The organism is Cryobacterium sp. N22, from assembly GCF_002929555.1.
Lineage (GTDB): Bacteria > Actinomycetota > Actinomycetes > Actinomycetales > Microbacteriaceae > Cryobacterium.
This window is the reverse complement of sequence record NZ_PJJP01000012.1, coordinates 1-24,900: the sequence shown is the minus strand read 5'-3', so window position 1 is coordinate 24,900 and position 24,900 is coordinate 1. Positions and strand designations below refer to the sequence as shown.

21 protein-coding genes are annotated in these 24,900 nt (G+C 69.1%); 7 read left to right on the top strand and 14 right to left on the bottom strand.

Going from position 1 to position 24,900, the window contains the following annotated elements; all coding sequences use genetic code 11:
* Nucleotides 1-178: 178 nt before the first annotated feature.
* Nucleotides 179-1,000, bottom strand: a complete 822-nt coding sequence (locus CXY76_RS00565; protein ID WP_104162337.1) for an ABC transporter permease — start codon at nucleotides 998-1,000, stop codon at nucleotides 179-181.
* Nucleotides 997-1,893, bottom strand: coding sequence for an ABC transporter ATP-binding protein (locus tag CXY76_RS00560; protein ID WP_199190154.1), 897 nt, complete (start codon nucleotides 1,891-1,893; stop codon nucleotides 997-999). The genes CXY76_RS00565 and CXY76_RS00560 overlap by 4 nt, the downstream gene beginning before the upstream one ends.
* Nucleotides 1,894-2,023: 130 nt before the next feature.
* On the opposite strand from CXY76_RS00560, the gene CXY76_RS00555 reads away from it, so the two are divergent.
* Both CXY76_RS00555 and CXY76_RS00550 read left to right on the top strand, forming a co-directional pair.
* On the top strand, nucleotides 2,024-3,349 hold the full coding sequence (locus tag CXY76_RS00555; RefSeq protein ID WP_104162335.1) for a sensor histidine kinase: 1,326 nt from the start codon (nucleotides 2,024-2,026) through the stop codon (nucleotides 3,347-3,349).
* A complete protein-coding gene (locus tag CXY76_RS00550) occupies nucleotides 3,340-4,002 on the top strand; it encodes a response regulator transcription factor (RefSeq protein ID WP_104162334.1) in 663 nt (220 codons plus the stop codon). Before CXY76_RS00555 ends, CXY76_RS00550 begins: the two co-directional genes overlap by 10 nt.
* Nucleotides 4,003-4,069: 67 nt before the next feature.
* Here CXY76_RS00550 and CXY76_RS00545 read toward each other — a convergent pair whose 3' ends face one another.
* On the bottom strand, nucleotides 4,070-5,575 hold the full coding sequence (locus CXY76_RS00545; RefSeq protein ID WP_233199493.1) for a PLP-dependent aminotransferase family protein: 1,506 nt from the start codon (nucleotides 5,573-5,575) through the stop codon (nucleotides 4,070-4,072).
* Between the two features lie 129 nt (nucleotides 5,576-5,704).
* Here CXY76_RS00545 and CXY76_RS00540 point away from each other — a divergent pair, with 129 nt between their 5' ends.
* Together CXY76_RS00540 and arsM are read left to right on the top strand one after the other, a co-directional pair.
* Complete coding sequence (locus CXY76_RS00540) at nucleotides 5,705-6,442, top strand: pyridoxamine 5'-phosphate oxidase family protein (RefSeq protein WP_199190153.1); 738 nt, start codon at nucleotides 5,705-5,707, stop codon at nucleotides 6,440-6,442.
* 289 nt (nucleotides 6,443-6,731) lie between these two features.
* Entirely contained in the window at nucleotides 6,732-7,493 is a 762-nt protein-coding gene (gene arsM / locus CXY76_RS00535) for an arsenite methyltransferase (RefSeq protein WP_104162333.1), read from the top strand.
* 19 nt (nucleotides 7,494-7,512) lie between these two features.
* Here the strand turns inward: arsM and CXY76_RS00530 are convergent, their stop codons facing one another.
* The 9 genes from CXY76_RS00530 to CXY76_RS00490 form a co-directional block, all read right to left on the bottom strand.
* A complete protein-coding gene (locus tag CXY76_RS00530) occupies nucleotides 7,513-8,415 on the bottom strand; it encodes a carbohydrate ABC transporter permease (protein WP_233199492.1) in 903 nt (300 codons plus the stop codon).
* Nucleotides 8,412-9,383, bottom strand: coding sequence for a carbohydrate ABC transporter permease (locus CXY76_RS00525; RefSeq protein WP_199190152.1), 972 nt, complete (start codon nucleotides 9,381-9,383; stop codon nucleotides 8,412-8,414). The genes CXY76_RS00530 and CXY76_RS00525 overlap by 4 nt, the downstream gene beginning before the upstream one ends.
* Nucleotides 9,384-9,518: 135 nt before the next feature.
* Nucleotides 9,519-10,889 (bottom strand): ABC transporter substrate-binding protein, encoded by a 1,371-nt coding sequence (locus CXY76_RS00520; RefSeq protein ID WP_104162331.1) that lies wholly within the window; start codon nucleotides 10,887-10,889, stop codon nucleotides 9,519-9,521.
* 42 nt (nucleotides 10,890-10,931) lie between these two features.
* Nucleotides 10,932-12,638, bottom strand: a complete 1,707-nt coding sequence (locus CXY76_RS00515) for an alpha-amylase family glycosyl hydrolase (RefSeq protein WP_199190151.1) — start codon at nucleotides 12,636-12,638, stop codon at nucleotides 10,932-10,934.
* A gap of 159 nt (nucleotides 12,639-12,797) precedes the next feature.
* The gene (locus tag CXY76_RS00510) at nucleotides 12,798-13,811 is read right to left on the bottom strand and encodes a LacI family DNA-binding transcriptional regulator (protein ID WP_104162329.1); all 1,014 of its coding nucleotides are present in this window, start codon (nucleotides 13,809-13,811) and stop codon (nucleotides 12,798-12,800) included.
* Between the two features lie 73 nt (nucleotides 13,812-13,884).
* Nucleotides 13,885-14,673 (bottom strand): alpha/beta fold hydrolase, encoded by a 789-nt coding sequence (locus CXY76_RS00505; RefSeq protein WP_104162328.1) that lies wholly within the window; start codon nucleotides 14,671-14,673, stop codon nucleotides 13,885-13,887.
* A gap of 28 nt (nucleotides 14,674-14,701) precedes the next feature.
* Entirely contained in the window at nucleotides 14,702-16,396 is a 1,695-nt protein-coding gene (locus CXY76_RS00500; protein WP_104162327.1) for an alpha-amylase family protein, read from the bottom strand.
* On the bottom strand, nucleotides 16,393-17,373 hold the full coding sequence (locus CXY76_RS00495; protein ID WP_104162326.1) for a TIGR03885 family FMN-dependent LLM class oxidoreductase: 981 nt from the start codon (nucleotides 17,371-17,373) through the stop codon (nucleotides 16,393-16,395). The genes CXY76_RS00500 and CXY76_RS00495 overlap by 4 nt, the downstream gene beginning before the upstream one ends.
* Nucleotides 17,374-17,589: 216 nt before the next feature.
* The gene (locus CXY76_RS00490; protein WP_104162325.1) at nucleotides 17,590-18,798 is read right to left on the bottom strand and encodes an MFS transporter; all 1,209 of its coding nucleotides are present in this window, start codon (nucleotides 18,796-18,798) and stop codon (nucleotides 17,590-17,592) included.
* A 181-nt stretch (nucleotides 18,799-18,979) separates the two neighbouring features.
* Here CXY76_RS00490 and CXY76_RS00485 point away from each other — a divergent pair, with 181 nt between their 5' ends.
* Both CXY76_RS00485 and CXY76_RS00480 read left to right on the top strand, forming a co-directional pair.
* Nucleotides 18,980-19,693: a GntR family transcriptional regulator gene (locus CXY76_RS00485; RefSeq protein WP_104162324.1), complete on the top strand. Its 714-nt coding sequence runs from the start codon at nucleotides 18,980-18,982 to the stop codon at nucleotides 19,691-19,693.
* 347 nt (nucleotides 19,694-20,040) lie between these two features.
* Nucleotides 20,041-20,841 (top strand): nuclease-related domain-containing protein, encoded by an 801-nt coding sequence (locus CXY76_RS00480; protein ID WP_104162323.1) that lies wholly within the window; start codon nucleotides 20,041-20,043, stop codon nucleotides 20,839-20,841.
* Nucleotides 20,842-20,857: 16 nt separating this feature from the next.
* On the opposite strand, the gene CXY76_RS00475 is transcribed toward CXY76_RS00480, so the two are convergent.
* A complete protein-coding gene (locus CXY76_RS00475; protein ID WP_104162322.1) occupies nucleotides 20,858-21,340 on the bottom strand; it encodes a DUF2809 domain-containing protein in 483 nt (160 codons plus the stop codon).
* A gap of 121 nt (nucleotides 21,341-21,461) precedes the next feature.
* Here CXY76_RS00475 and CXY76_RS00470 point away from each other — a divergent pair, with 121 nt between their 5' ends.
* A complete protein-coding gene (locus CXY76_RS00470) occupies nucleotides 21,462-22,037 on the top strand; it encodes a dihydrofolate reductase family protein (RefSeq protein WP_104162321.1) in 576 nt (191 codons plus the stop codon).
* Nucleotides 22,038-22,310: 273 nt separating this feature from the next.
* Here CXY76_RS00470 and CXY76_RS00465 read toward each other — a convergent pair whose 3' ends face one another.
* Complete coding sequence (locus tag CXY76_RS00465; protein ID WP_158253813.1) at nucleotides 22,311-24,614, bottom strand: bifunctional diguanylate cyclase/phosphodiesterase; 2,304 nt, start codon at nucleotides 24,612-24,614, stop codon at nucleotides 22,311-22,313.
* Nucleotides 24,615-24,900 lie beyond the last annotated feature (286 nt).

The window sequence follows — 24,900 nt, the reverse complement described above, 5'->3', positions numbered from 1 at the left end:
GAGACCCCAGCCAACCGGCTGAACCAGCTGCTCCTCGCAGCATAAAACCACGCGTTGCTCCCACAGCTTGACTTTGCCCGGAAACGAAGGCGGCAAGTCCGCAATTCAACGGCGGGAGGGGCGCCGTGCCGGCTTGCGAGGTCTCGACAAGCTCGACCAACGGAGGGGCCAGCGCAGGCTACGGCTCCCGGCGTGCCGTGCGCCACAGCCCGAAGGCGAGCGGCACCCCGAGCCAGACCACGAGTGACACGGCCAGGCGGGGCCAGTCGTCGGCGGTCATCGCCCCCATCATCAGCACGTTGAGCGTCTGGTTCACGTCGAGCCATTCCGCGGGGCCGCGCAGTGATTCGATCGTCATGGTGAGCACCGTCCACACTGTCGGCAGGGCGAGGTAGGCCACGATCGCCACGGGAGTGCTCAGGAACGCGAGTCCGAACGCGACGCCCTGCCACACGAGCAGCACGAGAGCGAGCGCGGTTCCGCCGACGATGCCCCAGTCGAGCGCCCACGACCCGTCGGCGCCCTGCCAGACGAAGCCCACGAGGTTGAACAGCGCGCTGACCGCGAGCGTCACCACCATCACGATGAGCCCCAACAGGCCCGCCGATGCGAGTTTGGCGAGATTCACCCGGGTGCGCCGGGGCTCGAGGGTGAACGTCGTGAGCGCCGTGCGAGCCGACCACTCGCTCGTGGCGGCCATCACCCCGATCAGCGGCAGCAGCAACAGCTGCCCGAACGACGCCGATTGGCTCAGCGTCGTCCACGTGATGGTCGCGGCGTCCGCGGTGAAGAGCGTGAGCGCGATGAACCCGGTGTTCACGAGAGCGATCGCCACGAGCAGCCACACTCCGGCCCGGGTGTCGAGTTGCTTGCGCAGTTCGACGCGGCACAGCCTCAGAAACGGGATGCCGCCGCCGGGCTGGACTCCGGCCGCCCGGACCGAGGGCGACCCGCCGGCATCGGCACCAACGGCCTTGTGGGTGCTGCGGTACGTGCTCATGCGGAGACATCCTCTCGCCCGTGCTGGGCGGTCATGGTGAAGAACAGTTCTTCCAGCCCGGCGTTCGCGGCCGGACGGAGGTCGGTCACGACGATCGCGGAGACGAGGGCGATCCGCCCGACGTCGTCGACCGAGGCGGATGTGGTGAGCCCGGCAGCCGTGGTGGCGACGTCGAATCCCGCGGCGCTCAGCGCCGCTCCCAGGCGAGCGTCGTCAAGGCTCCGCACCTGGGTGCCCGCTACGGCGAGCAGCTCGGCGGCGCTGCCCTGGGCGAGGACGCGTCCCTGGCCGATGATGACGAGATCGTCGGCCACCGCCTCGACCTCGAGCAGCAGATGGGACGACAGCAGCACGGTGCCGCCGGCGGCGGCGAACGAGGTCAGGAGTCCACGCATCCAACGAATGCCCGCCGGGTCGAGGCCGTTGGCGGGTTCATCGAGGATGAGTACCTGCGGGTCGCCGAGCAGCGCGGCGGCCAGGCCCAGCCGTTGCCGCATGCCCAGGGAGTAGCCGCGGATGCGGGTTCTGCCCTCGCCAGGGGTGAGGCCGACGCGCTCGAGTGTTTCATCGATGCGGCGCGCCGGCAGGTTCATCAGCTGCGCGGAAATCGCGAGCGATTCCCGACCCGTGCGTCCGTTGTGCTGGGCGGCGGCGTCGAGCAGCACGCCGACGTGCCGGCCGGGGTTCTCGAGCGCCCGGAACGGCTCGCCGAGCACTGTGCTGCTGCCGGAGGTCGGGCTGGCTAGGCCACACAGCATGCGCATGGTGGTGGATTTGCCTGCGCCGTTGGGACCGAGGAACCCGGTGATGCGTCCGGGCAGGGCGGTGAACGACACGTCGTCGACGGCGACCCGCGAGCGGTAGCGCTTAGTGAGTTTTTCTGCGGTGATCATGTGTTCCATGGTTCCGGCGGGCCGGTCCGGGCGAATCGGACTCCCGTCTCGGCTCCCTCCACCTTTGGTCGGAGGGAACGAAGACCAGGGGTTGACCGGGTGCGGGGAGCGCGCCACCTACGCTGGACACATGACCGCCAGGCTGAGCCCCGCCCCACCCGACCGGGCCGTGCCGATGCCGGCACCGAGGTTGCGGCCCTGGTCGAGCATCTGGCGCTACCTCGTCGCGGTGGGCCTCGGGCTGCTGATCGTGCTCGGCAACCTGTCGGATCTCCTCGGGCAGGATCCCACCGACCTTTCGGACAACGAGAGCGCCGCAATCGGCGGCTTCCTGCTGCTCGACCTCCTGCTTGGCGTGATCGCCGTGTGCCTGCTGTCGATGCGCCGCCGGCTGCCCGTGCTGACCGCGATGCTCACCGCGAGCCTCTCCGCCGTGTCGGTGTTTGCGGTGGGACCGGCGGCGTTGGCCATCGTGTCGATGAGCACCCGACGGCGCTGGAAGCCTGTCGTGGCCGTCGGCTTCGCCTGGGTCGCCGCAGCGATGTTCTACGAGCTGGTGCTGCGGCCGAGCATCCCCGGCGCGACGCTCGACGCCGGGCTCAGCTGGGCATCCGGCGGGCTGGCCATTGCGATCTATGCGATCTGCGCGACCACCGGGTTCTACATCGGTGCGCGCCGCGAACTCGTCACGTCGCTGCGCGAGCGCGCCGAGAACGCCGAACGCGAGCAGGCGCTCCGCGAGGAGGCCGCGCGGGAATCCGAGCGCACCCGCATCGCCCGCGAAATGCACGACGTGCTGGCGCACCACATCTCCCTGCTGTCCCTGCATGCAGGCGTGCTCACCTTCCGCACCGACCTGACCCGGCAGGAGACGGTAGATGCCGCCACGATCATCCAGAGCAACGCCCAACTCGCGCTGACCGAGCTGCGGCAGATTCTGGGGGTGCTGCGGAGCCGCGACGGCGACGGGGTCGGCGCTGGCTCCGGCATCGCCGAGCCGCCGCAGCCGACACTCGCGGAGCTGCCCGCCCTGCTGGCCGATTCGCGTGAGGGCGGGATGCTGGTGTCCGTGGATGCGAGCGGGCTGGCTCATCGGACGGACGTGGTCGCCGGCGGCGGGGGAGCCGCCCCCAGACCGACGGCCGGCCCGCTCGACCTCGACGGGCTCTCCGAGTCTGTCTCCCGCGCCGCGTATCGCATCATTCAGGAGGCGCTCACGAACGCGCGCAAGCATGCGGTCGGCGCCCCCGTCACGGTAGAGATCGAGAAGCGGGGCGGCGAGTTGCTGGTCGCGGTGCGGAATCCGCGACGGGCGGCATCCGTTGCGTCGACCGCCGAAAGCGGCATGGGGCTGACCGGTCTGCACGAGCGGGCCGAGCTCGCCGGCGGCAGCCTCGCGCACGGCACTGACGTCGACGATCACTTCGTACTGACGGCGAGGCTCCCGTGGCAGTGAACATCCGCGTGGTGATCGTCGATGACGACGCCCTCGTTCGGGCGGGCCTTCGCATGATCCTCGGCGGCGACCCGGCCATCGAGATCGTCGGTGAGGCTGCCGACGGCCTCGACGCCCTCGACCTGATCGCGCGGGTCAGCCCGACCGTGGTTCTGATGGACATCAGGATGCCGCGGCTGGACGGACTCGAAACCACCAAGGCGCTCACGGCGCGCGGCGATCACGCTCGGGTGATCGTGCTGACGACGTTCGACACCGACGAGCTCGTGCTCACCGCGCTGCGGCACGGCGCCGTGGGCTTTCTGCTGAAGGACACCCCGCCGGCAGACCTCGTCGACGCGGTGCGCCGGGTCGCGGCCGGTGAGTCGACCCTGTCGCCGAGCGTGACGGCGCAGTTGATCGCCACCGTGACCAGCGGCACCGACGGGCGGCGGCAGCGCGCGAGCTCGCTGCTGGATCGGCTGACCGAGCGGGAACGCGAGGTGGCCGTCTCGGTCGGGCACGGCCTGTCGAATGCGGAGATCGCGGCGCAGCTGTTCATGGGGGTCGCGACGGTCAAGACGCACATCGGTCGGGTGTTCGCCAAGCTCGAGGCCACGAACCGGGTGCAGGTCGCGCGCACCGTGCACGACGCGGGTCTCACGGGGGAGTGAGCAGCACCACGCCTCTCATTCGCACACTTCCCCCTTCGTTGCGACGCCGAAGGGGGAAGTGTGCGAATCAGTTCGTGGCGGGAGTCGTGAGGATTTCCACGAGCACGTCGAGCGCCCTGCCGAGCTCGAGATCCGTCGGAGCGCCGTAGCCGAGCACCAGGCCGTGCTGTCCCCGATCGAGAACCGCGTAGTCGGCCAACGACGCGACCCGCACCCCGCGGGCCTCGGCCTGGGCGACGAGAGCGGATGCATCCGCCCCGGTGTGCACCACCACATGCAGACCGCCGTCGAGCCCGGCCAGCCGCACGCCGGGCAGCGCGCCGAGCGTGCTGATCACCAGGGCGCGGCGGTGCGCGTAGTCGCGGCGCACCCGAGCGACGTTGCGGGCCAGTCCGCCGCTCTCGAGGTAAAGCGCAAGGGCCGCCTGCTGCACCCCCGAGACCGACGGGCCGAGGTCGTCGCGCACGTCGCGCAGTGCCGCGCCGAGGTCGCCGGTGGCCACGATGTAGCCGCACCGGATCCAGGGCGTGACGGTTTTGGAGAAGCTGCCGACGAGCGCGACCCGCCCCGTGGTGTCGAGAGTGGCCACCGCCGGCAGTGGCATGGCGTCGAAGCGGAACTCGCTGTCGTAGTCGTCCTCGATGACCACGGCTCCCGCCGCCCGGGCCCAGGCCAACAGGTCGAGCCGGCTCTGCACCGAGAGACTGCTGCCCAGCGGATACTGATGGCTGGGGGTGACCAGCACCGCGTGCGGCGCCGGGGTCAGCGCGGTCAGCGCGGCCAGGTTGATGCCGTCGGCGTCGGTGGCCACCGGCACGAGCTCGGCGCCCACCCGGCGCAGCACCCGCCGTGCGGTGGGGTAGCCGGGGTCCTCGACGGCGATCCGCGGTGTGCGGAGCGGAGCGCCGGCTCGGGCGCCGGCCGGGTCGGCCGCGGCCATGGGGAGCGCCAGCCCGATGCAGGCCAGGGCGTCGCTGGTGCCGGCCGTGACGATGACGTCATCCGGCCGGCAGGCCAGGCCCCGCGCCCGGCGCACGTGCTCGACGATCGCGGTGCGCAGTTCAACGGTGCCGCTCGCGGGCGGCGAGTCGCTGCGGCCCGACGCGGCCACGGCGGTGCGCCAGGCCGAGGTCCAGGCCGGGTCGACGAGGGCGCGGGTCGACGGATGCCCAGGGGCCAGATCGATCAGCGGGGGCACGGGGCCGCGGGCCGACGGGTCCTCCACGCCTTGGCCCGCGGCCCGGGTCGGGTGCGTGGGTCGTGCGGACGGGGCGGGCCGGCCGACGGTTCCCACGAACGAGTCGACCAGGGCATCGTGCCGCTCCACCATGACCCGGGTGGCCGAGCCGGGGCGGGCCAACAGGTAGCCCTCGCCGGCGAGTTGGTCGTACGCCGCGACGACGGTGCCGCGTGACACTCGCACCGATGCGGCGAGGGCGCGGGTCGAGGGCAGGGCCTCATCGTGCCGCAGCGTTCCGTCGAGGATGGCCTGCCGGAGGGCCGTGGCGAGCTGCGCCGCGAGGGGGAGCGCAGACCCGCGGTCGAGCAGGAGGGGCAGCTCGTGTGCGTTCATGGCGGTTCCTCGTTCCGTGTGCCGCGGCGGCGTCATTCGGCGGCGGAGCTCTCGATGATGCAACCGGTCTAGTCGAAGTGGCCACAAGTGGCCCTGTTGTTGATCCAATTCGCCATCGATCCTAGTAGCATGCCTCACTCCACGCAGCCCCACAACGCCCCGACCAGCGACCTGCCCATCACCGCCCGCACCCGCGTCACTCGATCCCCCGAGCGCCAGCGCACCGACCGGGCCGAGCTGTACGGCATCCTGGACGACGCCCTGGTCGCCCACGTGGCGATCGTGCGCGACGGCATGCCGCTGGTGCTGCCGATGGGCTTCGGCCGCGGCGGCAACGCCATCTATCTGCACGGCTCCACCGGCAGCGGAATCTTCCGCGCGATGGCATCCGGCACCCCGATCTCCGTCACCGTGACCCACCTCGACGGCCTCGTGTATGCCCGATCCCTGTTCGACAGCTCGATGAACTATCGCAGCGCGGTCGTGTTCGGCACGGCCACGACCGTCGCCGACCCCGCCGAGAAGGCCGAGGCGATGCGCATCGTCTCCGAACACCTGATGCCCGGCCGTACGGCCGAGGTGCGGCCGATGACCAAACGCGAACTGGCCGCCACGCTCGTGCTGCGCCTGCCGTTGGACGAGGTCAGCGTGAAGGTGCGCGCACACGGTGCCTCGGAGGAGCCTGATGACGGCGAGGACCGATCCGTCTGGGCCGGCGTGCTGCCGCTGCGGCTGACCGCCCTGGCGCCGGAGACGTCGCCGCTCACTGCGCCGGGTACCCCGGAATCCGCCGCGGCACGTGCGTATGCGGCTCGCCTCGCACCGGCCGTGCCTGCGCCGTCCGAGTCGCGGAGCGCGGCCGGATGATCGTCCTCGCCTGTGCGGTGCTGGTCGCCCTGGCCGCCATCGGTGTCGTCTGTACGCTCGTGGCCGTCGCCACCGACGGCTACCGCCGCATCCCGCCGCGCTGACGTGCGGCTCGCGGCCGCCGGCCTAACTGTGCCCCGTGCGGACAATTGGTCCCGGCACGCCGGGCGCAATTGTCCGCACGGGCAACAGTTGCGCGGCGCCGCCCGGCCGGATTGACGCGCGTCGATCTTCCCTCCATACTGGCTATATTGATATTCGTCTATGTAGACCAGGGATGGGACCGCACATGACCGAGAAGACCGCCACCGAGAAGTCCGCCATCACCGAGCAGGTGCGCGAACGCTACGCCGCGCAGGCGCTGCAGGTCACCGATGTGAGCAGCGACTCCTGCTGCGGCACGCCGCTGGAGAGCAGCGCCGTATTCGGCTCGGCGCTCTACACCGGAGCGGAGTCCACCGAGGTGCCCGACGAGGCGATGCTGGCCAGCATCGGCTGCGGCAACCCGACAGCGGTCGCCGACCTGCGCCCCGGCGAGACCGTGCTCGACCTCGGCTCCGGCGGCGGCATCGACGTGCTGCTCTCCGCCCGCCGGGTGGGCCCCACCGGGTTCGCCTACGGCCTCGACATGACCGACGAGATGCTGGCCCTGGCCCGCGCGAACGCCGCCAAGGCCGGCGCCGCGAACGTCGAGTTCCTCAAGGGGTTCATCGAAGAGATCCCGCTGGCGGATGCGGCGGTGAACGTGATCATCTCCAATTGCGTGATCAACCTCTCGGCTGACAAGAACGCCGTCGTGCGCGAGATGTTCCGGGTCCTCACTCCCGGCGGCCGGCTCGGGCTCTCTGATGTGGTCGCCGAGAACCAGCTCAGCGAGAGCGAACGCATCGAACGCGGCTCCTACGCGGGCTGCATCGCCGGGGCGCTGTCGGAGGAGGAGTACCGCGTGGCGCTGGCCGCGGCGGGCTTCACCGGCATCAGCGTGGACTTCACCCACGAGGTGGCCCCGCAGATGCACGGCGCCATCATCAAGGCCACCAAGCCGAGCTAGCCCTTAGACCTGATCCCACCTACCCTTTGACCGCACCGCCCAGGCCGGCGCCCCGCAAGAACATGCGCTGGAACACCAGGAACAGCAGGATCGGGATGATGCTGGAGATGGCCAGCGCCGCGAGATAGACGCCCAGTTCGATGCTCTGCTGCAGCGCGGGCAGTCGCACCGAGAGCGGCTGCACCATCGGGTCAATGAGCACCAGCGAGGGCCAGAGAAAGTCCTTCCAGGCCGCGATGATCGCGAAAACCGACACGACTCCGACGATGGGCTTGGACATGGGCAGCACGATCGACCAGAACAATCGGAAGGAACTCGCGCCATCCGTTCGCGCGGCCTCGAAAACCTCGCGGGGCAGATTGTCGAAGAAGCGCTTGACGAGCAGCACGTTGAAGGCGCTGGCGCCGGCGGGCAGCCAGACCGCCCAAAACGTGTTGATGAGCGAAATGCCTACAAACGGCACGTCGAGAACCGTGAGGTAGAGCGGCACCAGCAGCACCACGCTCGGCACGAAGAGTGTGCCGAGCACCAGGGCATTCAGCACCCCCGCGTACTTGGGGCGGAGGATGGAAAGGGCGTAGCCGGCAGTTGTCGCAACGACGATCTGCACCGCCCACGACCCGGCCGCCACCCACAGTGTGTTGGCGAATTGCACGTCGAGGTGAATCGTGGACCACGCGGTGACCACGTTCTGCCACTCGATGCCATTGGGGAAGATTGCCAACGGCGTACGCAGGGTGTCCTGGGTGGGCGTCAGCGCGGCTTTGCCGAGCCAGAGCAGCGGCCCCAGCCCGGATACGGCGAGCACGACGAGAAGCACGGCGTGGCTGGCGCGCATCGTGCGGCGGATGCGCGGCTTGGTCCAGTCGGCGACGGAGACGATACCGCGGTCTTCGGCATCCTCGATCTTTGTCTTGCTCAATTCTGGCTCCAGGATTTGGTGAGGCGGAAGTACACCACGGACAGGACGGCGAGGAAGATCGCCAACATCAGGCTCAACGCTGTGGCGGCGCCGTAATCGCCGCCGAGACTGTTCTGGAAGGCGTAACGGTAGATCAGCAGCAGCACGGTGATCGTCGAGTTCGCCGGACCGCCCGCGGTGAAGAGGAAGGGTTCGAGGAACACCTGAGCGGTACCGATCACCTGAAGGATCAGGGTGATGAGCAGGATGCCGCGCAGCTGCGGCAAGGTGATGTGCCAGATCTTCCGCCAGATGGAGGCGCCGTCGACCTCGGCGGCGTCGTAGAGTTCGGGGGCCACCCCGGTCAGCGCGGCGAGGTAGATGATGATCGTGCCGCCGGCGCCCGCCCAGGTTGCTTCGAGCACCAGTGAGGGCATTGCCGCTGTGATGCTCTGGATCCAGGGCTGCGGGCCGATCCCGACCATGGCGAGAATGCTATTGAAGACACCGGTGGGGCTGGCATCGTAGAAGAACTTCCACAGGAGAACGGCGACCACCGGGGGAACCACGACGGGCAGGTAGGCCAGGGCGCTGAACAGGCCCTTGGCCCGGCGCACTTCACTCATCAGCACGGCAGCGATGAGCGGGATCGGGTAGCCGAAGAGCAGGGCAAGCACGGCAAACCAGACAGTGTTCTGCACGGCTGTCAGGAACAGCGGGTCCTGCAGCACCTTGACGAAGTTGTCCAGCCCCACAAAAGTCGGCGCCGTGACCAGGTTGGTCTTCTGGAAGCTCATCACGAACGACTGCACGATGGGGTACCAGGAGAAGATCCCGAAGATCAGCAGCATCGGAACAAGGAACAAAAGGTTGCTGAGCCCGCCGTTCCGCACCCACGTGCGCGGGTTGGCCGGCCGACGCCGCTGGCGAGTGGCTGCAGCCGGTTGGGGCGGATCCACTACGGAGGGGCGTTCATCCAGTACGGTCATCGTCGTCTTTCGTGAGCGGGGGTGAGCCGAGGCGGGCTGGGGAAGCGGGGCAGTGCTCGGAAGAAATGGGGGGCCGATCCGACCGGCGGGGATGCGACATCCCCGCCGGTTGGTTCGGGTCTGACCGGGACGGGGTCAGTCGGCGTCGACCAGGGGCTGGATCGTCTTGTTGACGGTGTCCAGCAGGGCGTCGATGTCGGCGTTCTTGTCGGTCAGTACGGACTGCACGGCGGTGTCGAGTGCGCCGTACAGTTCCTGGGTGTGTGCGGACGGCTCTCCCACGATGGTGCGGCCGACGTTGCCCTCGGCGAAGAAGGCAATTTGCTCCTGGGGCACGTTGATGTACTCCTTCACCCACTCACGGGACTGGTCCAGGGTCGCCTGATCAAAGACCGGCAGCGCGGGCGTGCCCACGGCCTGGTCGGTGTCGGCGAGGGTCTTGGCGTCCTGCAGGGCAGCGTCCTTGTCGACCAGCTTGTTCAGGTCGTAGAAAGCGATCCACTTCATGGCCGCATCCTTCACGGTGTCGTCGGCCTTCACGTTGACGACGTTGAGCGTGCCGCCACCCAGAACGCCGGCATCCTTCGCATCCGTCAGGGGGATCGCGGTGAGCCCGTAGTCGGCCGCATCCATGTTGCTCTCGCGGGTGAGCGAGGTGAACAGGTCAGATCCGCCGGTGTACATGCCGATCTGCCCGGCGGCGAACGCCTGGTTGATGGTGCCCCAGTCGTAGAGGAAGTTGCTGCCCATGGAGTTGTCGGTCCAGCGCAGTTCCTTGAGGTACTCGAGGGCTTCCTTCGTGGCCGAGTTGTCGGCCGTCACGGTGACGGTACCGTCCGACGCGACCTCCTCCATGCTGCCACCGCGGGCCACCGTGGCCGCGGTCAGCTGCCAACCGCCGGTGTTGCTCTGGGTCATCTGCATGTAGCCGGCCTGGCCGGTCTTGTCGGCGATGATCTTGGCGTACTCGCGCACTTCATCCCAGGTGGTCGGTGGTGCGTCCGGGTCGAGTCCAGCCTCCACGAACAGTGCCCGGTTGTACTGCAGGCCCATTCCGTAGGCTTCGCGCGGCACTCCGAAGATGTTGCCGTCCGCATCCTGGGCGTTGCTGAGCACGCTGGGGTTGAAGGTGTCGAAGTAGGGCAGGGCTTCAACCTGTGCGGTCATGTCCGCGAGCTGCCCGTTGGCGATGAGCGTCTTGGCGTCGGTGAGCGGGATGCGGAAGACGTCGGGAAGGGTGCCGCCGGCAAGCTGCGCGGCGAAGGTGGGCGCGCTCCACTCGTATTCGACACCCTCGACGTTGATGTCGGGGTTGGCCTTTTCGAACTGGGCGACCTGGGCGTCGAACGCGTCGAACGCGGCCTGCTCGGTTCCGGGGATGAGGCTGACCACCTTGATGGTTGTCGTGCCGTCGCTGTCGGCGGCGTTCGCGCTGCAGCCGGAAAGCAGCCCGACTCCCGCGAGCGTGACCGCCACGAGGGTGACGATCTTTGCTGGTGACTTCATTGTCTGTTCCTTTCGTAATGTGACTGGGGACATGCAGGTAGCTCAGCCCGGGAGGTGCGCCCGGTCGGAGTTCTCGTTGGCGCCGGCGGAAAGCTGGAGCCAGGCTGTGGAGTCGGAGGGGAGCAGTCCGCCGACAAGCGGCTCGCTCGTGAGCAACACGCGCTCGTGGTCGGGTAGCGCGATGGGCTCCGTCGACAGGTTCGCAATCAGGAGGAATCTCTCGCCTCGGGTGAAGGTGAGTACGTCGGTTGCAGCGGGCAGCCAAGCGAACCCGCCGTCGCCCAGGTCGGGATTTTCGGCCCGGATGCGCAGGGAGTTTTGGTACAGCCGCAACATGGACAATGGATCGGACTGTTGAGCCTCGGCGGTCAGGCCGCGCCACTCGGCTGGCTGAGGGAGCCAGGGAACAATCTGTGCGCTGTCGGGGCTGAACCCGAATGGTGCCTCGGAACCTGACCACGGCAACGGAACCCGGCAGCCATCGCGGCCGGGATCCACGCCGAGTGAACGGAAATGCATCGGGTCCTGAAGAAGCGTGGCGGGGATGTCCTCGACCTCGGGCAGTCCGAGTTCGTCGCCCTGGTAAATGTAGAGCGAGCCCGGCAGGGCGGCCGTGATCAACGCAGCGGCCCGAGACCGGCGGAAACCAAGGGTCAGGTCGGAGGGTGTGTTGGCCCGCTTCGTGGCGAAGGCGAACGTCGTGTCCTCGCGCCCGTACCGGGTGACCGGCCGGGTGACATCGTGATTGGACAGCACCCAGGTGCTCGGTGCACCGACGGGGGCGTGCGCGGTCAGGGTGGTGTCGATCGATTCGCGAAGTTCGGCTGCGTTCCAGGCCCGGGCGAGGAAGTCGAAATTGAAGGCGGTGTGCAGCTCATCGGGTCGCAGATAGCGGGCGAAGCGCTCAACGGCGGGCAGCCAGATCTCGCCGACGAGCACCCGGGTTCCCTCGTACGAGTCCGCGATGGCGCGCCAGCTGCGGTAGATGTCGTGCAGTTCGTCGCGGTCGGTGTTCGGGTGCTCCCCGGGCGCGGGGTTCTGCGGAACCTCGGGCAGCGTGTCGTCCTTCACCAGCAAAGCGGCTGAGTCGATGCGCACCCCGGCCACACCCCGGTCGAACCAGAACTTGAGGATGTCCTCGTGCTCGCGGTGAACATCCGGATGGGTCCAGTTGAGGTCGGGCTGTTCGGGGGTGAACAGGTGCAGGTACCACTCGCCGGGTGTGCCGTCAGGGTTCACCGTCCGGGTCCAGGTATCGCCGGCGAAGTTCGAGGGCCAGCGAGTGGGCGGTTCGTTTCCGTCGAGGCCGCGACCGGGACGGAACCAGAAGCGCTCGCGTTCCGGGGAGCCAGGGCCGGCTGCCAGAGCCGCCTGGAACCAGGGATGTTGATCGGAGACGTGATTGGGAACGACATCGATGATGGTGCGGATGCCGAGGGCGAGCGCGTCCTGGATGAGGGCTTCGGCCTCACTCAACGTACCGAATGACGGGTGGATGCTGCGGTAATCGGAGACATCGTAGCCGCCGTCGGCGAGGGGCGACGGGTACCAGGGATTGAACCAGAGGGCGTCGACACCAAGCTGCTTGAGATAGCCGAGTCGGCTGCGCACGCCGGCGAGGTCGCCGGTGCCGTCACCGTTGGCGTCGCTGAAGCTGCGCACATAGACCTGATAAATGACCGCGCTCCGCCACCAGAGATCGTCGGAGACGACGGTGTTGCGGTCGGGGGATGCGGCGGGAAGCGTCACTGCTCGTACTCGTCTCACTAGGCCGACTTGTGCGGCAACCTGGGTTACCGGCGTTGGCAACTACTGAAACGTAGCTTTATTGACAAGATGATGCAAAATTTCTACAAACGGTAAGTCGCTTGCGTGATTCTTGCGCCGATTACGTATTTCGGCGGAGGTTTAGTTCGGCGCGTGCGGGCGGCTTGTCGACGCGCGCACCACGAGTTCGGGTTCGAAGAAGAACTCCTCAGTGGACGCCGAGTCTCCCTTGATCTGGCGGATCAACAGCTCCATGATCATGCGGCCCATGTGCTCGATGGGCTGGCGGATCGTCGTGAGTGGCGGCTCCACGCAGGACATCAGCGCCGAGTCGTCGAAGCCGATGACCGACACATCGCCGGGAACGCTCTGACCCGCCCGGCGCACGGCCCGGATCGCCCCGAGAGCCATCGGATCGCTGGCGCACACGATCGCGCTCACGCCTGCCCGCAGCAAGCGGGTTGCGCCCGCTTGCCCGGCCTCCAGGGAATACAGGGAGTGGACGACCTGATCGTCGTCGAGCTGTCCGCCGGTTCTGGCCATGGCACGCTTTGCCGCGGCCAGCTTGCGCTGGGACGGCACATGGTCCCGTGGGCCCAGGAGCAGGCCGATCCGGGTGTGCCCCAGTTCGGTCAGATGCGCGAATGACTGGTCGATGGCGGCTGTGTCGTCGCAGGAGACCGTGGCGAAACCAAAGTCGTCGATGGGCGCGTTGACGAGCACCGTGGGGAGGTTGAGGTCTCGAAGGCGCCGGTAGTGCTCATGCGAGCCATCCTGTTGCATGTAGGCGCCGCCGACGAAGATCACCCCTGACACCTGCTGCTGCAGGAGGAGTTCGACGTAATCGGCTTCAGTGATGCCTCCGGCGGTCTGCGTGCACAAGACCGGGGTATACCCGTTCTGGGCGAGGGCACCTCCGATGATCTCGGCGAAGGCCGGGAAGATGGGGTTCTGCAATTCGGGCAGCACCAGGCCCACGAGGCGGGCGCGCTCGCCTCTGAGCTTGGTGGGCCGTTCGTAGCCCAGCACGTCGAGCGCCGAGAGCACGGCCTGCCGGGTCGCTATCGACACCCCCGGCTTCTCGTTGAGCACCCGACTGACGGTTGCCTCGCTGACGCCAACCTTGCGAGCTACTTCGGCGAGTCGTCTGGACATGGGCCCGAGCTTACGCAATTTCTTGCGGAATCACCGAATATTCTGTACAGCATCCCGGGGGAGGAGGGCCCGCTCAGTCGGAGCCGGGCAGCCCCAGGAACTCGATCGCGGCATCCCGGAACGCCCGGGAGGTGGGCGCGTTGAAGTGGTTGCGGCCGGGGATCTCGAAGAACGCGGCGCGCGGAGTGGCGTCGGCCAGGGCGCGGGACGCCTCGAGGATGCGGTCCTCGCTGCCGGTGGCGAAGAGCACTCGCTGCTCCGGCGCATTCGCCGCGTGCGGCTGGGGGCCGTCGCGCATCCCCTCGACGAGCGCGATCAGCGCTTCGAGGTCGTTGTCGCGGATGGCGCCGGCCATTTTCAGGTAGGCGGCGGTGAGTTCATCCGTCACCGGCACGCCGTCGCGCACCAGAGCCAGCGCCTGGTCGACCCGGAAGCGGGTGAGCGGGTCGCCGTCGGGGATGCCGCCGAAGACGGCGCGGTTGATGCGGGTGGGCATGAAACGGGCGGCGTGCCAGCCGACCCGGGCGCCGAGTGAGTAGCCCACGTAGTCGACCTCGTCGAGCATGAAGGTGTCGAGCACGGTGAGCACGTCGGTGACGAGGAGGTCCATCGAGTAGCCGTCGGCGGAGTGCGGCTTGTCGCTCTGCCCGTGGCCGCGCTGGTCGATCGCGATCACGTGGTAGCCCTCGCGCACCAGGTCGCGGATCCAGCCGGTGGCGTGGAAGTTGGCCAGCGCGCTGGAGGCGAAGCCGTGCACCGCAAGAACGGTGGGGGCATCGGGGTCGCCGAATTCGTAGGTGGCGATCTGCACGTTGTCGGGGGCGATGACGGTGCGGGCGGGCGGGGCTGGGGGAGTATGCATCGGTTCTATTCGATCACATCGCCCGGCATCAGCCCAGCCGGGTGTCGGCGTCGCTGGTGATGCGCAGCCACCGGTACCCGTACGGGTCGAGTCGCAGCGTGACCTCGCCGTCGTCGATCGGAGTGACGCCGTTGTGCAGCATGTCCACCAGCCGGGAACCCGGGGCGACGTCGGGCAGGGTGAGGGCGAGCTCGATTGGCGCGTTCGCGAAGTTGTGCACCGCCAGCATCGAGCCGATGTTCGCGCGCACCAGGTGGGCGAACACCCGGTCGTCGCCGTGTTCGAGGATGGTCAGGTCACCCCAGCCAATCTCGGGGGAGTTGCGGTAGGCCTGAATCAGGGTGCGCATGAAATGCGCGAGCGAGCTGGGGTCGCGGCGTTGGTCGGCGGCGTTCACCCACTCCGGCCCGAACGCGCCGGTGACCACCGGGGCGGCGAGCTGATCGGCGGGAGCCCTGGAGAACCCCGCGTTGGCACCGGCGGTCCACTGCATCGGCGTGCGCACCGAGTATCGGTCCTTCACCGCCAGATTCTCGCCCATGCCGATCTCCTCACCGTAAAACAGCACCGGCGCGCCCGGCAGAGAGAACATCAGGCTGTACGCCATACGGATGCGCCGCGCGTCGCCGCCCAGCATCGTCGGCAGCCGGCGCCGGATGCCCCGGTCGTACAGCCGCATGTCGGGGTCGGGCGCGAACGCGTCGAACACCTCCTGCCGCTCGGCGTCGCTGAGCTTATCGAGCGTGAGCTCGTCGTGATTGCGCACGAAGTTGCCCCACTGGCAGTCGGCGGGCAGCTCCGGCCGGTCGGCCAGCGCTGTGGCCAGCGGCCGGGAGTCCTCCCGCACCATCGACAGGTAGATGCTCTGCATCACGACGAAGTCGAACTGCATCTGCAGTTCCCGCCGCTCGCCCGCACCGAAATAGGCCAGCTGCTCCTTGTGGCTGAGGTTCACCTCGCCGAGCAGCATGGCCTCGCTGTTGCGCCGGGCGAGGAACCCGGAGATGTCGGCGAGATAGTCGTGCGGGTCAGGCAGCGGTTCGTCCGAAGCATCCGCCTTGGAGTCCTCGCCGCCGGCCTCGGACTTGGCCTCGATGAGGAACGGCACCGCATCCATCCTGAAGCCGGACACGCCCAGCTCCGTCCAAAATCCCACGATGCGGGCGATCTCGTCGCGCACCGGCGGGTGCGCGATGTTGAGGTCGGGCTGGTGCTTGTAGAAATTGTGCAGGTAGTACTGCTTGGTCTTCTTGTCGAACTCCCAGATGCTCTTCGCGTCACCGGGGAACGCGGAGGGCTGGTCCTTGGTGGGTGGGTCGTCGCGCCACACGTAGTAGTCCCGGTACGGCGATTCCTTACTCGAGCGGGATGCGAGGAACCACGGATGCTGGTCGGATGTGTGGTTGATCACCAGGTCCATCACCACCCGGATGCCGCGGTCGCGGGCGGTGCGGATGACCTCGACGAACTCGCCGAAGTTGCCCAGCCGCGAATCGATCGCGTAGAAATCGGTGATGTCGTAGCCGTCGTCCCGGCCCGGGCTGGAGTTCAGCGGCATCAGCCACAGGCAGGTGATGCCGAGCTCGGCCAGATAGTCGATGCGCTGGGCCAGGCCACGCAGGTCCCCGCAGCCGTCGTCGTTGCCGTCGAGGTACCGTTCCACGTCGAGGCAATAGATCACGGCGTTCTTCCACCAGCGGTCGCTGGTGTCCGAGATCCTCATGCCCCCACCGCCTTCGCCGTGAGCGCGCTGGTGAGTTGGGGCAGCACGCGCTCGCCGAAGGCGTCCAGGAACCTCTGCTGCTTCCGGCCCACGTGGTGCAGGTAGATGTCGTCGAAACCGAGCCCGGCCAGTGCGGCCAGCCGGTCGGCGTGCCAGCCCAGGTCGCTGTTGATCAGCACGGATGCCCGCAGATCCTCCGCGGCGACGTGCTTCGAGATCTCGTCGAAGTTCTCCGGGGTGTCAATGTCCCACGGCACGGGCGGGTCGAAGGCGTTCGTGCGCCACTGGTCGTGCGCGATGGCGAGGGCTTCCTCATCGGTGCTGGCCCAGCTCAGATGCACTTGCAGGGCCCGTCGGCCGGTGCCGCCGGCCTGGTCGTACGCATCCAACACCCGCTTGAGCGTCTCGGGCGGCTGGGCCACGGTGACCAGGCCGTCGGCCCAGGAGGCCGCCCAGCCGGCGGTCGCCGCCGACACTGCCGCGGCCACCAACGGCGGCGGGGTGTCCGGCCGGCTCCACACCCGGGCCCGATCGATGCTGACGTGGTGATCCAGGCTGACCTCCTCGCCGTTCAGCAGCGCCCGCATCACCTTCACACACTCCTCCAACCGGGCGTTACGCAGGTCTTTGCGTGGCCAGTGCTCGCCGGTGATGTGCTCGTTCACGTTCTCGCCCGAGCCCAGCGCCGCCCAGAACCGGCCGGGGTACATCTGGCCGAGCGTGCCGATCGCCTGCGCGATCACGGCCGGGTGATACCGCTGCCCGGGGGCGTTCACCACCCCGAACGGCAGATCGGTGGCTTCCAGGGCCGCGCCCAACCACGACCAGGCGAAACCGGACTGGCCCTGCCGCACGCTCCACGGGGCGATGTGATCCGAGCACATCGCCGCGGTGAAGCCCACCTCCTCGGCGTGCTTCACCGCGGCCAGCAGCGCGCGCGGATCGATTTGTTCGTGGGATGCGTGAAAACCGATCACGGCCGAGCCCTTCTCTGGGAGCTGCCCCGCGGCGTCGACGGCTCGGGACTGGTGGCACCATGCAATCAGACCTCGTCGGCCGGTTCAAGCCCCCGGCCGCATCGGCCCGCGGCGCGGGTGCTGCCGGGTTGCTGGCCGAGTTGCCGCATGCTGCCCCTTCGCGCGCGCGGAGGGGGCACTTTGCGGCAACTCGCGGATGCCGGGTGCGCGGCGTCGCTACAGATGGTCGTGCTCGGCGTGGGCGCGGGGCACGACCGGCACCGCCAGCGCCGGGAACACCGCCGCCACGGCGAACGTGAGCGGGTAGCCGACCACCCCGATCAGGGCGCCCATCAGCGGCCCGACCAGCGACGCCGCGATGAACTGGCCGGTGTTCTGCACGCCGAGGGCCTTGCCCGACCAGCCCGGCCCGGCCATCTCCGCCACCGACGTGAACGCCAGCCCGTTCGGCGCCACGGTGCACGTGGTCGCGAGCACGAACACCACGGCGGCGGCGCCCCAGTGCGCGGCATCCACCGCGGCCAGCACCAGCAGCACGCTCGCCACACTCACCGCCACCCAGCGCAGCGGCCGCACCCGGCTGCCCACCCGGTCGCTGACCACGCCGATCACGATGCGTCCGATCGCGCCCACGAACTGCGCGGCGCCCACCAGCACGCCGGCGGCGAGGGCATCCCAGCCCTGGTCGCTGACCAGCCAGACCAGGCCGAAGGTGGAGATGGTGAACTGCGGCACCACCAGCAAGACGGATGCCGCGTGGATGCGCCAGAGGAAGCCGCTGGACCGGTACGGGTTGCCGGCCCGCGCGACCGGGGCGCCGACGCGCGGCGCCGGCCGGGGCGGGTTGGCCAGGCCGATCGCACACGCCACCGCCAACACCGCGGTGAGCGCGAACGGCACGAACAGGGCCGCGCCCACCCCGGCATCCGCGGCGATCACCGGGATGGTCACGGCCGCTACCGTCACGCCCAGCGGCTGCGACATCTGGCGGATGCCCATGGCCAGGCCGCGCTTGTGCTTGGGGAACCAGCCCACCACGATGCGTCCGCTGGCGGAGTTGGTGCTCGCCGACGCCATGCCGCCCAGCAGCAGGAAGACGCCCAGCGCGACGTAGCCGTCCGCGAGGATCGCTCCGCCGGCCGCGAGGGCGGTGAGGATGAGGCCGCCGGTGATCACCCATTTCTCGCCGATGCGGTCGGCCAGGGCGCCCCAGAGGATGAGGGTGAGCACCATGCCGAAGGTGGGGATTGCGGCGAGCAGCCCGGCCTGGGCCAGGGAGAGGCCGCGCTCGGTGTGCAGCAGCGGGATGAGGAACGCGGGGGCGCTGACGAAGACGGTGCCCGCCGTCTGCGCGGCCACGCCGAGGGCCAGCACGACCCAGGCGCGGGCGCTGATGGTCGGTGTCGCGGCGGTGGCGGTGGCCATGGTGTCTCCTCGGTGTTCCTGCTAATCTTCTGGTACACCACCTTGGTATACCAAATCGGATGCCGAGGGTGGCTCGGGCGAAAACCTCCGCGAGCAGTGAGGAAAGCCCCAGAATCACGCGATTTTTGGGGCTTAGCTCACAGTTCGCGGGATGCTGAGGCGCGCCCGCCGGGAGGAATCGATGACGAACGTGCTTGCCTCGCAGACCGTGCAGCTCTATGACCGGCTGCGGGCGGCCATCCTCTCTCTCGACCTCGCGCCGGGGGAGCGGCTGACCGAGCGCGGACTCGAGGCCAGCTTCGACGCCTCCCGCACGCCAGTGCGCGCGGCCCTGGGCCGCCTCGACGCCGAGGGCCTGGTGCAGCGCGACGGCCGCGGCTGGATCGTCTCGCCGATCGACCTCGCCGAGATCGGTGCGCTCGCCGAGCTGCGCGAGGCTGTGGAGGGGGCTGCCGTGCGCCTGGCCGTGCAGCGTGCCACCGACGCGGACATCGCCGCCGTCGCCGCGCTGCTCGACGCCGCCCGCCCCGGCGAGGGCGGAGGCACCGACGCGGAGCAGGGCGTGCGGGCCGGCGGCGACTTTCACGAGCAGCTCACCCGACTCTCGGGCAACCCCGCCATGGTCGACGCCGTGCGCGGCGCCATGACTCGCCTCGCGCGCACCCGCTGGCTCGAGGTGCGCACGCCCGCCGCCCGCGAGCAGGCCTGGCTCGAGCACCGCGCCGTGCTCAACGCGCTCGAGGCCCGCGACGCCGACACGGCCTCCCGGCTGCTGACCGGCCACATCCGCGGCACCAACGACCGCCTGCTCGCGGCGCTCGCCGCCGACTCCCGCCGCCTGCGCGGCCACGGCCTGGCCATCGTGCCGGATGCGCCGCCCGTCACACCCCGCTAGCCCCGGCTCGCGGCGCCAACTGTTGCCGAAACGGACCTTTGCACCCGGTGCGCCGGACGCAATTGTCCGCACGGGCAACAGTTGTGCGTGCGGGCGCGGGTTTGCCGCGCGCGGCCCGCGCGCACGCCCATCCGCTGTGCGACGCCACCCATAATGGGGGTGCCGCCGGGCCCCGTGGGGTCGCTAACCTCAGACCACCGAACGTGGTGGGTGCCCCGCCCGCACCGCTCCCTGGATGGTCTGACGCCTGCGAACCGGCGCACATCCGTGAGGTGGTCCCGGCGCGACCGCTCAGAGCACGCGGTCTCCCTGGCGCAGCCGCGTCCGGGCGCGTCCAAAGGAGCAACGTGACCCTGCACCCACCCGCGATGCGCAACCGCATCGCAGCTCAGCTGGTCATCGAGCACCTCCTGTCCCGCCAGTCCGCGGTGCCGCCGCGCACCAAGGTGGCCCGGCTGTTCGGCCAGTCGCCGCTCTGCCCGGAGAGCGTGAGCTGGTACCTCGGCGCGCAGGGCGAGATCACGGTCGGCAAAATGCTCGCCACCCTGCCGGCGGACTGGACCGCCTTCCACGCCGTGCCGATCGGCAAGAACGACACCGACATCGACCACATCCTGGTGGGCCCCGGCGGCATCTTCACCATCAACACCAAGCACCACTGCGGCAAGCACATCTGGGTGGGTACCCGCACCGTCACCGTCTCCGGCCACAAGAAGGCCTACCTGCCCGCCGCCGAGCACGAGGCCGAACGGGTCACCACGGTGCTGCGCGAGCGGATGCCGCTGGTCGCGCCGGTGCAACCGGTGATCGCTCTCGTCGACCCCAAGCAGATCACCTTCCGCGACAAGCCCGTGCAGGTGAAGGTGCTCGATGCCCGCACCCTGCGCCGCTGGCTGCTCAAGCTGCAGCCGGTGCTCAGCGACGACGAGATCGCCGAGGCCGTGGTGATCCTGGACAGCCCGGCCACCTGGCGCCAGCATCCGACCCCGGCCCCGGCCGACGTGATGACCCGCTTCGCGGCGCTCGACGGGCAGGTGCGGCGGGCCCGGCTCCGCCGGATGTGCTGGGCGGCCACCGGAACGACGGCACTGTGTGCGGGGTCGGTGGGCGGAGCGCTGCTCGCGGCGCAGGCCCTGCTGGGCGGCTGACCCGAAAACGCCGGCGTCAGTCCGGCTGCCGCCAGGTGCTCACGGCCGTGGCGGCGAGCACGCCGACGGCGTAGGCGACGAGGTCGAGGGCGTTGAAGGTGGTGCCGAGCAGATACCGGACCGGCGCGAAGTGCTCGGCGAGGCTGCTGGGCACGCCGGTGAGCTGAAAGACCTCGACGGCCACGCAGAGCAAGATGGCGAGCACCGCAACCTGCCGGCCGGGCAGGCGGACCAGGACAATCGACACGACCAGGTACACCAGGACCGCGTAGAGCGCGTCGCCGACGAAATCGCTGACGATGCCCTGGGTCAGGAAGTGCACGAGGAGTCCGGTGGCCACGATCAGCGCGCCGATGCCGGCCAGGTTCAGCCGGCGGTTGCGGAAACCCTGTTCCCGGGTTCCCTGGGCGACCTCGGAGTCACGCATCGCCTGCTGGTCGTCCAGGCCGGATTCCGGCCGCAGGTCACCCCCGTGTGACACCCGGTTCGTTCGATCCATACGCTGACCGTACCGTGTGCCGAAGCGTCGACAAAAGCAGGATGCGTACGAATGGTCTCCGGGCGTACCGGTAGGGGCCGCACCCCTCGCCTGCGTCGGCGGCCGCTGCTACCGTGCTGGCATGACCCCCAATCCTGAGTCGGGTGGTGCCGCCCCGCCCCTGATCGGCTGCGTGTTCGTTGGCACCAGCCTCGACGGTTTCATCGCCCGCGAGAACGGCGACTTCGACTGGCTCGTCGCCGCCGGTGACGCCCTCGGCGAGACCGGCTACGACGAGTTCTTCGCCAGCGTCGAAGCCCTCGTTGTGGGCCGCGCCACCTTCGACACCGTGCGCGGCTTCGTGGACTGGCCCTACGCCGGCAAGCGGGTACTCGTGCTCAGCCGCACCCTGCTGCGCAGCTTCGACGCCGAGGCCGAGCCGGACACCACCGTGCACGCCACGCTCGATGACGTGATCGCCACCCTCGTTGCCGAGGGCCGCCGCCGGGTGTACGTCGACGGCGGTCGCACCATCCAGAGCTTTCTGCGCGTCGGGCTGATCCGCGAGATCACCATCACCCGCGCCCCGGTGCTGCTCGGCACGGGGATCCCTCTGTTCGGCCCGCTCGACGGCGACGTGCGGTTGCGGCACGTGGGCACCCGCGAGCTCGGCGCGGGGTTCACCCAGTCCAGCTACGAGGTGCTGCCCACCAGCTAACGGATGCCCGCCCCTCGGTCACATGCTCTGGGGTTCGTCCCTATCTCGTTGGTCGAGCTTGTCGAGACCTGGCGACCAGGTCTGCGGTTGATCCCATCTCGTCGGTCGAGCTTGTCGAGACCCGGTGACCCGGTCTGCGGTTCGTTCCCATCTCGTTGGTCGAGCTTGTCGAGACCCGGTGACCCGATCTGCGGGCCGAAGCCTCGCGTTGGGCCGTCTGCTCACGGGGTCTCGACAGGCTCGACCAACGGGTGGGCGCGCGCCGGGAACGGTCTAGACGAGCGGGACGGCCTCGACCAGCGGGGGAGCGCTCGGGCGGGCCAGCCACTCGTGCAGCTCGGCGATCGGCACTGCCGGGCAGTACAGGTGTCCCTGCACAGCGTCGGTGCCGATCTTCGCCAGCAGCTCCTGCTGGTCCAGCCGCTCCACGCCCTCGGCGATGGTGTCGATTCCCAGCTTTGCGCTCATCTGCACGATGGCCTCCACCACGGTGCGGTCCACCGGGTTGCTCAGCGCGCCGGACACGAAGCTCGCGTCGAGCTTGACCACCGAGATCGGCAGCGACCGTAGCGTCGACAGCGACGAGTAGCCGGTGCCGAAGTCGTCGATCGCCACGCGAATGCCGTGGCCGGCCAGGGTTTTCAGCCGCTGCACCGCCGCGAGCGACTCCAGAACCACGGTCTCGGTGAGCTCGAGCACCAGACGCTGGGCGGGCAGCCCGCTGTCGGCCAGGCACCAGAGCACCGAGTCCACGATGTGGTCACTCTCAAGCTCCCTCGCGGAGATGTTCACGTGCACCGTCATCGGAACGCCCGGCCGGGCCTCCGGCCAGGTCATGGCATCCGTGCAGGAGCGCCTCAGCACGAACGCGCCGATGCCCAGGATGGCGCCGGAGGTCTCGGCGAGCGGAATGAATTCGCTCGGCAGCAGCAGGCCCCGCTCCGGATGCCGCCACCGCACGAGCGCCTCGGCGCCGGTGCAGTGCAGCTCGGGCAGGGACACAATCGGCTGATAGTGCACCTCGAGCTGGCCGCCGCCGGCAGCCCGGCCCAGCTGCCGTTCGAAAGACACCAGCGCCGACTCACCCTGCAGCAGGCCCGGCCTGTACATCTGAACCTGACCCTTGCCGTGGGCCTTGGCGGCGTACATCGCCACGTCGGCCTGGTGCACGAGCTCGTCGAGGTTCGCGCCGGGAGCGGCGGTGGCCACTCCCACGCTGGCGCCCACCCGGCAGGGCCGTCCGTCCACGATGATGGGAGCGGCCAGCGACCCCACCATCCGCTGCGCGATCGCCTGGGCGGCGGCATCCGTGGTACCGGTGAGCACCACCGCGAACTCGTCCCCGCCCAGCCGGGAGCAGATGTCCTGCGGCCGGGTGCAGTGCCGCAGCCGCTGGGCCACCTCGGTGAGCACGGCGTCGCCGGCGCGGTGCCCCATGTGGTCGTTGACGTCCTTGAAATCGTCGAGGTCGAGGAACAGCACGTGCAGACCCTCGGTGGTGTCGGTGCGCGAGAGGAGCGCACCGAGCTGGGAGGTGAACGAGAGCCGGTTGTCGAGTCCGGTGAGGGTGTCGTGCTGCGCCTGCGCGGTGAGCTGATGGTGCGAGCGGCTGTTGCGTAGCGCCAGGTTCACCTGGTTCACCAGGCTGCGCACCGACAGGATGGTGCCCTCGGGGATGCGCTTCGGCGCACCGACGAGCAGCCAGGCGTCATCCTCCTGCTCAGTGAGTGACACGCACTCCCAGAGCAAAGGCAGGCCCGCGGCCTCGTCGAGCGGGCCGGTACGCATGATTTGCGCGTCGCCGTTGCTCCCGATGGTGCGCAGCACGTCACCGGGAAAAGACGTCGGCGGCGGCACGATGAAGTCGCCGGTGTGGGCGCCGACCAGCAAAAGCTCCTCGTGGCGCACCACCTTGACCACGCGCAGCCCGGGGGTGGTGGCACCCAGCTCGCCGGCGGTGGTCCAGGAGAGAAGGCGGATCGCGTTGGCATCGGTCATGCCGAGCAATCTGGCGCCGGTCTCGGTGAGCGCCTTGTCGCGTTCGATGGCCCAGTCGTTCGCCTGCAGCACGGTGCGCAGCTGCTCCGCCACCACAATGACGAGCAGCATGATCGAGATCGTGGCGGTCTGGCGGGCCATGTCGGGTGCGGTGGGGTGCCCGGGCGTCAGCGGCCAGAGCACCGTGATGGCAAGCACCGCAACCGTGTAGAGCGCGCCGCGAGCCACTGACCGCCACGGCGTGCTGTAGAGGGTGCGCAGCCAGGCCGCGGCGAAGAACAGCGGCACCGATGCCAGAGGAACCGGCCCGGCCAGGGCGAGCGCGGTAAGGGCGAGGGCATCAAGCACCTCGAGGGCGAACGGCACCCGCTGCCGCATCAGGCTGTAGGTCCAGGAGCAGATCAGTGCAACCGAGGACACGGATGCCAGCAGCAGGTCCAGCCGACTTGCGGTGACATTGGGGATCGTGCCGGGCACGTTGAACAGCAGCGACAGCAGCGCCAGCCAGGTGAAGAGCCACCGAGTGCCCTCAAGCACGCCCGCGGGTCGGTCCAACAGCGCCGATCCGACCGCGCTCATCCGCTGACCGGCTCTGTTCAACGTGGATAGTTCCCCGATTGCGACCATGAAACTGCTTTCCGTGGATCGTGTCGGAGGATCCCGTGGTGGCCGCGACGACACATACCCTCACGGTACCAGTGAGCCGCTCTCACACCTGACGGATGCTGGTGCCCGCAGTGGCCCTGGGTCGCGCGTTCAATTGCGGACTTCCCGCCTTCGTTGGCGGGCAAAGTCAAGCTGTGGGAGCAACGCGTGGTTTTATGCTGCGAGGAGCAGCTGGTTCAGCCGGTTGGCTGGGGTCTCG